Raw genomic sequence first — 5,880 nt, 5'->3', positions numbered from 1 at the left:
CAGCGCCGGGGTCACGGCGCGGCTGCTCTGCTCGGCGGCCCGGTGGTGACTGTGGTGGGGCCGCCGTGGCGGGAATGCTAGACCCGCTGGTCGGTAGGTGGCCAGGGCTTTGACCTTGGATTTTTCGGCCGCAGACATGCCATCTGGAGGGGTTGGATCCGGGCTCTGTCCAGGTGCGTGGGCTGTCTGGGGCTGAGGTGGGTGGGTCCCCCACCCACCAGGGGCGCGACAGCGCGCCGGCCACTCCGGCGCCAGCCTCCAGGACACCCTCCACGGCGGCCTGCCGGCCACCCAGACCCCACCCACCACCCAGGCACCGGCAGCCCGGCACCCAACAGACCCGCCCGGCCCGAACGAGGGCCTGGCCCGAACGGCAGCGCGGCAGACAAGAAGGCGGGGCGCAGCGGCGGCTATAGCACTACAGATGATCTTGTCAGCTACGTTTCGTCCGTGACGAATCAGCAGCAGGGCGACATGCACGACATCCGTGAACGCAGTGAGATCCCGGAGCGGTTGCTCAGCAGGACGTGCGGTTGGTGCGGGGAGGAGATGACCTACCCGCCGCGGCGCTGCGAGGACAGCTGGGAGTTGTGCGCCGCGTGCGGCGCGTGCTTGTGCGACGGGGAGGGCGACGAGGTCTGCCGGAAGTACCGGGACCAGTCGCGCCGGTGCTGACGACGGCGTGCTCCTGGTGGTGCTCGTCGTCCTGGTGCTCGTGGCTGGGGGAACACGTCATACGCCCGCCGGGCCGCCTCCCCGCCCCGCAGACCCACCCGCTCCCCCACCGATAGATCCCGTACCACCGCGCGGTGCAGGGCCGACAGCGACAGCACCGGTCCTGTATCGGGGTCGTCCGCTGCGCGGGCCACCAGTTCACGGTGGACAGCCGAGACGTTGCCTCCCCAGAACGCCAGCAGACGCCGGATCTCCGGGGTGATGGTCAGCTGCGGGCGAGGGCGCGGCGAGAACCGGCCCTCTTTACGCGCCGCGGCGATCCAGTACCACACCGCCCACATGGTCACCCCTAGAGACGAGGCGACCAGCCGCACATGAGCCGTGGTCAGTTCGCCTCGGCTGTCCAGGTCCATCAACCGGGCCACCACGGCTTCCCGGTCCGGCACCGGCCCGAGCGGATCCAGAGCGACCACCACACCCCCACCTGTCGACAGCACGAGACCCGCGAACCCTCCGAGTCCGGCGGTCTCCTTTCAGCGGCAGGCTGTCCTCCGTCTCCGTTGCTCATCCCGACACGCCGGGAGACAGCACTCGATCGAAGGGAAGCTTCGTGGGCGGTGTTTCACCAGCGCCGAGAACGCCGGCAGCCAGCCACTGGACCTGGCTGACAGGCCAAACTCGACGCAGTCGGCGTCCACTCCTCATCGCGGCCTCGGCGCGATGCTTCACCGGATCCCAGGCAGGCCGTGCGCCAGGGGCCGCCTGGAGGGCTCCTGACCGGCCGTAACCGGCCGTCGGCCTTGGAACGCCTGCGGCGAACCCGGTGAGAACCGCACGTCGAACGCGAGCGTCCCGCGCGGCGGCCATCCGCCCCGTGTGTCAGGCGTGGCGGTGTTCCTCCGCGTCTGGCTGGCGGGCCTGCGTGTGCGACAGCATGATCCGGCGCCGGGTGGGGTCCACGTCGGTGATCATCACGGTGAGCCTGTCCCCGACCCGGACGGTGTCCTTGGGCGGGCCTGCGGGTGGCTGTGCGAGTTCGGTGCTGTGCACGAGCCCCTCGAAGCCGTCCGCCCGGTCCTCGATGCGGACAAAAACGCCGAACGGCACGATCTTGGTGACCTCTCCGGTGACGATCCGGCCCACCTGCTGCGCGATCTGCAGCATCGGGTCGTCCTGCAGTCCTTTGAGGGACAGCGGTACCCGTTCCCGCACCAGGTCGACGTCGAGGACCTCCGCCGTGATCTGCTGGCCGACTGCGACGACATCGCAGGGGTGACGGATGGGGCGCCAGGACAGTTCGGGAATGTTGATCATCGCGGTGAAACCGCCGATGTCGACGAACGTGACGCCGAAGCTTGCGATCTTGGTGACGGTGCCGGTTACGGTCTGGCCGCGGCGGAGGGTCTGGAGGAAGGCCCAGTCCCGGTCACTCGGGGTCGGCTCCGTACGCCACCGGGCGCGCAGGACGCCGTCCCCGTCGGGCAGCACGGCCGTGAACAGAGGGCTGCGCCCGTCGACGTCCACGGGCAGAACGGCGGCGGCACGGGCGCCGCGGACCTGGGCGGCCAGTGCCGTGAACTGGGTCTCGTCGGCGACCGTGCTGGTGATCCAGCCGTCCTGGTCCTCCCACACGAATTCGACCAGGCCCTCGTCCGGGAGGCCGGCCACAACCGCGGCGGCATCGGTGGAGAGGTCCGGCCAGACAGCCAGACGGGCCCGCGGGGTCAGCCGGGCGCGCACTGCATCGAGCGTGCTATCGGCGAGCCGGTGCCAGCGGGAGGCGTTGTCGATGTGCATCTCCTCCAGGAGCGCCGCCTCGCGCGTCGCCACGCACCAGCGCACCCGCGCCCAGAAGACGTCGTCGGCGGGGCGCTGCTCCCCCGGCTCGTCGAACATCGCCTCGTAGGGGGAAGCGTCCAGTGGTTCGGGGAAGAGCCCCAGTTCGCGGGTGCGCGCCAGCGCCGCTTCGCAGGGCACGTTGCTGCTCACATACACGTACTGGTCCCAGCCGACGTGCACGGCGAAGATGTCCTCGGCCTCCAGACGACACCAGGCGCCGCCGTCGCGCAGCATCGCCCGCACCACCTCCAGGCCGAGCGACACCGATACCTGCGCCCCGTCATGGAAGCCGGTCAGATCGGACGGGAAAAGGCCTGCCAGACCACCGTCCTCGGCCGTCGGCTTTGAGCCGAAGTGCACGAAGCCGAGTGGGGCCTGAGGCTCGCGGACAGCCAGGTGCCGCACACCGCTGTCCTCGGCGAAGGCGGCAACCGCCTCGAGGTAGGCCGCCTCGACGGGCCCGTGGTCGCTGACCGCCTCCTCCGCCCCCGTGTAGTAACCCCGCTCGTCGCGGTCCGCGGGATCGTACTTGGTGATCCGGTACACGTAAGGCAGCACGTCAATGCCCCACAGCAGCCGAACACGACACCGCAGTCCCTCGACGTTCCAAAGCCCTCGCACCGCTGTCGGGGCCCGAGAGGAACGGCTGACGTCGACAGAAAAAACTCACCGGGCCATCCTGCCGGAGCCAACGGGTCGAACGCTCCCCCATATCCAACGCCCCCGGGGGGAACCCCGCGTCCACAGGCCCCGACCGTTCCCAGCAGACCGCCGGCCAGACAACCATGATCACGATCCGCAGCCATCGTTCACCGCATTTCAGCGTGATCTTTCACCGCCACCTCGGCCCTCCCGTTCACCACGCCCTCTCGCAACCCACCCTCTCAACAGGAAAGACACACCGCTCAGACCCGGTGAACAACAACGCCGAACCAACTGAAAACCACACGCCGATCATCACAAAGGTCCAGACAACCCGGCATGAGCGGCCATTCCACGCCCACCAACACCAACAGGTCACACCCGGCGGCCCCTCGCCGGGTAGAGCTTGGCGTGCAGCACGCGGTCCTCCCACCACGGATCGTCTGGAGTGGAGACCAGCGCGGCCACCAGCTCGCGCTTGGTCGGGACCGGCAGCATCAGCGGGCCCAAGTCCTTTGCGGCGCGGGCCTGTACGCACTCGGGGCACTCCAGCCGGTCCGGCCGGGCCTTCTCCCGCAGCTCCCAGCTCGCGCGCCACCGACGGGATGCGCCGTCCACTGGACTCCACCAGTGCGACCGCGTCCCGTTTGAACTCCCCCGAGTACCTCGCAGCACCCATGAGGATATCCTCTCCACGGACCCGAAGATCCGCTTCTCAGAAGTGTCCACTGTTCGGGGTAAAGCCAAAGCCCAGGCGGCCGATGCCCCTCCGCTGCGGGCGGGTCCCGCAACCCCTACCCCCTCCCGCCGAGCTTGCCGGGAAGCCGCCGTCAGCGGGGAAACATGTCCGCGGCCGGCACGGACATCCGCCGGACGGGCGGCCTCATGCCCGGGCCTCAGCGGAGCAGCGCCGGGGCCAGTTCGCGCCATTCGCGGTCGGGGAGGGCGGTCGGGTCGGCGGTGAAGACCTGGATGCAGACGTGGTCGGCACCGGCGTCGAGGTGTTCGCGGACGCGGCGGCGGATCGCGTCGGCGTCGCCGTGGGCGACGATCGCGTCCACCAGGCGGCGGCTCGGTCCGCCCACGATGTCCTCGTCGCCAAAGCCGAGCCGGCGGACGTTGGCCTCCTGGTGGGCGGCCATCGAGACGTAGGCGGCGACGTGGGCGGTGGCGAGTTCGCGGGCACGGGCAGGGTCGGTGTCCAGGACGACGGCCTGTTCGACGCCGAGGAAGGCATCGGGGCCCATCAACTCCCGGGCACGACGGGTGTGTTCGACCGGCACGAAGTACGGGTGCGCGCCCCAGGTGCGTTCGGCGGCCAGCTGGAGCATCTTGGGGCCGAGTGCGGCCAGCACCCGGTGGGGCGCCGGGTCCGGTACGGGGCTGTGCGCGGGGACGGCGTCCATCGCGTCCAGGTAGGCGGTCATGGTGGCGACCGCCCGGCCGCGGGCCGGCATCGGGTAGCCGTCGAGCTTGTGGACGGTGTCGTCCACCCGGTGGCCGCCGAGGCCGAGCAGGTAGCGGCCGGGGAAGGCCTCACCGAGGGTGCGGGAGGCGGTCGCGGCGGCGATCGGGTCGCGAAAGGCGATGTTGGCGATGCCGGAGGCGACGGTGATCCGCCGGGTCGCCGACAGGAGCAACCAAGCCTGGCCTGCGGTCTCCCGGCCGAACGCCTCGCCGAACCAGATCGCGCCGTATCCGAGCTCCTCGATCTCGGCGGCGGCCTCCCGGACGCGGCCGGCGGGCTGGGCGTCGAAGGCGAACGTCCAGATCCCGGCCTTGCCGAGTCCGTTCCGCGCGGCGTCCGTCATCGGTGCTCCTCGAAGCTTGTCCGTGGTCGTCATGGGCAGGGCGCAGCAGGACACGCCGACGGCCGCCCATCCGGAGAGGTTCTCCGGTTAGCCTCGGCCTACAATACGGAGAACCTCTCCGCTTGGCCACCGCCAAGCCATCACCTCCGAGCCATCGAGCCACCACCGCCCGACCACCACCACCGCCCACCGATCGCGAGGACCCCGCCCATGCCCCCGACGCAGCGCACCGACGCCCGGCGCAACCACGAGCGCCTGCTCGCCGCCGCCCAGGAGGCGTTCGCCGAGACAGGCGCCGAGGCCTCGCTCAACGACATCGCCCGGCGGGCCGGCGTCGGACCGGGCACCCTCTACCGGCACTTCCCCACCCGCGCCGCCCTCCTGGCCGCCGTCCTGGAGGAACGCGTCGAACGACTCTGCGCCCGCGCCGACGAGTTGACCGCCACCCGCCCCGCCGATCAGGCCCTCGCCGAGTGGCTGCGCGCCTTCATCGCCCACGCCCGTACCAACCACGGTCTCGGCGGCGCACTGCTGCTGGAGGCCTCCGACGCCCTGGACGCGGACTGCCACCGACGGATCGAGGACGCCGCCGCTGCCGTCCTCACCCACGCGCAACGGAACGGCACGGCCCGCCCGGACCTGGCCGCCGACGACCTGCTCCAGCTCGCCCTCGGAATCGCCCTCACCACCACCGGGCCGGGACCGGACCGCGAGGCGCGCGCCGACCGCCTGCTCGCACTCGCCCTGGACGGCGTCCACGCCCCGGCACCCGGCCGCGCCGCGACGTAGGCGCGGCGGACGGCCCGGCGACGGCGTCCCTCCACGCGGCCGCCGCCGCCCGCCGCCGCGCCGAACCCGGCCGCCTCCAGGGCGGGATCGTCCTTGGCGTCACTGGCTGGGCGCCGCCGCGACC

At 71.3% G+C, this 5,880-nt stretch carries 5 protein-coding genes; 1 reads left to right on the top strand and 4 read right to left on the bottom strand.

Translation table 11 applies throughout. The features are described 5' to 3' along the window. Positions 1–554: 554 nt before the first annotated feature. The 4 genes from ACFU7Y_RS38465 to ACFU7Y_RS38450 form a co-directional block, all read right to left on the bottom strand. A complete protein-coding gene (locus ACFU7Y_RS38465; RefSeq protein WP_380771140.1) occupies positions 555–1,151 on the bottom strand; it encodes a hypothetical protein in 597 nt (198 codons plus the stop codon). A gap of 403 nt (positions 1,152–1,554) precedes the next feature. Next, complete coding sequence (locus tag ACFU7Y_RS38460; protein ID WP_380771139.1) at positions 1,555–3,072, bottom strand: S1 RNA-binding domain-containing protein; 1,518 nt, start codon at positions 3,070–3,072, stop codon at positions 1,555–1,557. Between the two features lie 459 nt (positions 3,073–3,531). Further along, positions 3,532–3,774, bottom strand: a complete 243-nt coding sequence (locus ACFU7Y_RS38455; protein WP_380771138.1) for a hypothetical protein — start codon at positions 3,772–3,774, stop codon at positions 3,532–3,534. 278 nt (positions 3,775–4,052) lie between these two features. Beyond that, positions 4,053–4,967 carry a TIGR03620 family F420-dependent LLM class oxidoreductase gene (locus ACFU7Y_RS38450; protein WP_380771137.1) on the bottom strand — a complete coding sequence of 305 codons (915 nt, stop codon included), beginning with the start codon at positions 4,965–4,967 and terminating at the stop codon, positions 4,053–4,055. Between the two features lie 210 nt (positions 4,968–5,177). Here ACFU7Y_RS38450 and ACFU7Y_RS38445 point away from each other — a divergent pair, with 210 nt between their 5' ends. Then, positions 5,178–5,756 carry a TetR/AcrR family transcriptional regulator gene (locus ACFU7Y_RS38445; RefSeq protein WP_380771136.1) on the top strand — a complete coding sequence of 193 codons (579 nt, stop codon included), beginning with the start codon at positions 5,178–5,180 and terminating at the stop codon, positions 5,754–5,756. Positions 5,757–5,880: the final 124 nt, after the last annotated feature.

The organism is Kitasatospora sp. NPDC057542 (genome assembly GCF_042801945.1).
GTDB lineage: Bacteria > Actinomycetota > Actinomycetes > Streptomycetales > Streptomycetaceae > Kitasatospora.
Note: the sequence above shows the minus strand (reverse complement) of the source record. Positions and strands in the feature narration are given on the sequence as shown.